1 protein-coding gene and 2 pseudogenes are annotated in these 2,334 nt (G+C 59.0%); 2 read left to right on the top strand and 1 reads right to left on the bottom strand.

Annotated features, from left to right (window positions below; translation table 11 throughout):
* Both ACR652_RS11795 and ACR652_RS11790 read left to right on the top strand, forming a co-directional pair.
* A pseudogene (locus ACR652_RS11795) lies at positions 1 to 130 on the top strand (IS5/IS1182 family transposase); the annotation flags it as partial.
* 126 nt (positions 131 to 256) lie between these two features.
* On the top strand, positions 257 to 1,288 hold the full coding sequence (locus tag ACR652_RS11790) for an IS110 family transposase (RefSeq protein WP_434506682.1): 1,032 nt from the start codon (positions 257 to 259) through the stop codon (positions 1,286 to 1,288).
* Positions 1,289 to 1,721: 433 nt separating this feature from the next.
* Here the strand turns inward: ACR652_RS11790 and ACR652_RS11785 are convergent.
* Positions 1,722 to 2,334, bottom strand: a pseudogene (locus ACR652_RS11785) (IS701 family transposase); the annotation flags it as partial.

The following is a 2,334-nucleotide window of genomic DNA, read 5'->3' as shown; positions in this document are numbered from 1 at the left end:
GGCGACACGATGCAGGCGGCTCGTCAAAGATTACGAGCGCTATGCTCAGACCCTCGCAGGCCTCCACGTCGTCGCCTTCGCATGTCTCATGCTCAAGCGCGCCGCAGAATTCATGCTCCAAGGTGCATAACACCCTCTAGATGCCGTAATGGGCCGGGCATCGCGAGAATAGCCAGAGTGGGTGGCTGTCCCTCAGAATGATGGTGTTTCAAGTGGAGTCCGAGCTATCGGCTCCAATCATCAGCGAGGGACAGCCATGGAATATTATGCCGGAATCGATGTGTCTTTGAAAGAGAGCAGCGTGTGCGTCGTGGACTCGGCTGGCAAGGTCATCCGCGAGGTCAAGGTCGCCAGTGAACCGGAGACTCTTGTTCGGTATTTCGACGAGTTGGGATTACCCGTCGGTCGCATTGGACTTGAGGCAGGGCCTTTATCGCAATGGCTGCATGCCGGCCTTATGGCCGCCGGGCGCGAGGTGGTTTTGCTGGAGACGCGGCACGTGAAAGCGGCGCTGTCCGCCATGACGGTAAAGACTGACCGGAAAGTTGCGCGGGGGATCGCGCAGCTGCTGCGCATGGGATGGTATCGCCCGGTCCACGCAAAGTCGGCCCCTTGCAAGGATACCCGCGCCCTCCTGGTTGGGCGCAAGCTTTTGCAAGGCAAGTTGCTCGATGTCGAGCTCAGCATCCGGGGGATTCTCCGCGGTTATGGCTTGAAGGTCGGCGAAGTTAGCCGGGGACGGTTTGAAGCGCGTATTCGCGAACTGACGGCCGGACACTCCATCTTGGAGACGGTCATTGGGGCGATGCTGGCCGCACGGATGGCGTTGTGGAACGAGTTCACCCGGCTCCATCGCGAGATGCTCAAGATCGCGCGTGCCGACATGGTTTGCCGGAGACTGATGACCACACCGGGCGTCGGGGCCCTGGTCGCGCTGACCTATCGCTCGGCAGTGGACGATCCGTCGCGGTTTGGCAAGTCGGCAGCCACGGGCGCCTATTTCGGATTGACTCCAAAAAAATACCAGTCGGGCGAAACCGACCGGGATGGCGGCGTCAGCAAGGTCGGCGACAGTATGGTGCGGACTGCGCTCTTCGAAGCCGCCCATATCATGCTGACACGTGCGACCCGCTTTTCGAGTTTGAAACGCTGGGCGCTCGGCGTCGCGCAACGGCGCGGTATGAAGCGTGCTAAAGTTGCTCTGGCGCGTAAGCTGGGAGTTGTACTTCACCGCATGTGGGTGGATAAAACCGACTTCCGTTGGACCAATGCTGTTGCGGCCGCTTAGGAGTTAGTCACAGTTTTGAACGGGTCAAAGACGACCCCTTCTTCTGAGGTCCCGTCGCCGGGACGAAGGCTTGGTAAGGTCGTGAGTAGTGCTGTGAATGCTATGGCAAATCACGCGTCCTAGATTTATCTACCAGCTTTGGATCTGACGGCATGGTGTGGCGGCCATAAGTGCTGACCACGGACAGAAGCATGATCCTGGCGGCGAGAAGTCATTCAGAGGGCTTGACGAAACACGGCCCATTACAGAAGCATTACAGTTGCATTTTAGTGTGGGAGCGCTTTGCTTGGGCTTGGTGCGCTCGCCTCCAAAGCGACCAAGCAATAACAAACTCGGGCCGGATGCGTTTTCTCGCCAAGCGTGTCGCGAGGCGGCGGATTTCCTGCATCGACCAATGAATCAGTGAATCTTCGAAGGCGAATGGAGCGCGGCTCATGCGCATTGTTTTTGGGGGCGGCGTAACGATGTTGGCGTGAACTCGGATCGCAGCCATCATGGCAAAGGCCAGCATGACGAGCGAAACATGACGCCGCCATCCATGCCAAGAGCGTGTTTCGTTGTGATCGAATCCGAGTTCGTTCTTGGCCGTTTCGAAACTATCCTCGATCGCCCAACGACGCCCTTCGATTTTCGCCAGCGTTTCGATCGAGGTCCCACTCGGCGCCCACGTCGTAAAAAAGGCAAGATCGCCATCGGCGATTTTGCGGCGGATCAGAAGTCCGAGCGTCCAGGAACCGCCCGGAAGCGCATCGCTGTAATCACCCGCATCAAGATCAGCGAGTTCGAGATAGGCCCAGTCGTGCAGGCGCTCGCCCTTCGCCCCCGCGCCCGCCGAGAGCCCGCGCCAAGCGGAGGCCGCCAAGCCCTCCGCGATTTCTTTGGCTGTGCCCGAAATGAACTTTGCTTTGCCCCAGGAATGGAAAGGCTCGTTGGATTTCACGCCGAGCACATAGCCTTTGCCTGCGCGTCGCAGCGCCATTTCGATATCGCCGACGCCGTAGACCGTGTCGGCGACGACAAAGGAGAATGGGACATTCGCCTTGATC

The organism is Methylocystis sp. (assembly GCF_051061225.1).
Classification (GTDB): Bacteria; Pseudomonadota; Alphaproteobacteria; order Rhizobiales; family Beijerinckiaceae; genus Methylocystis.
The sequence above is the reverse complement of the archived record's forward strand: the minus strand, read 5'-3'. Positions and strand labels throughout refer to the sequence as shown.

Coding starts and splice junctions, on each gene's coding strand:
- ACR652_RS11790 (WP_434506682.1), top strand. CDS start 257: ATGGAATATTATGCCGGAATCGATGTGTCTTTGAAAGAGAGCAGCGTG.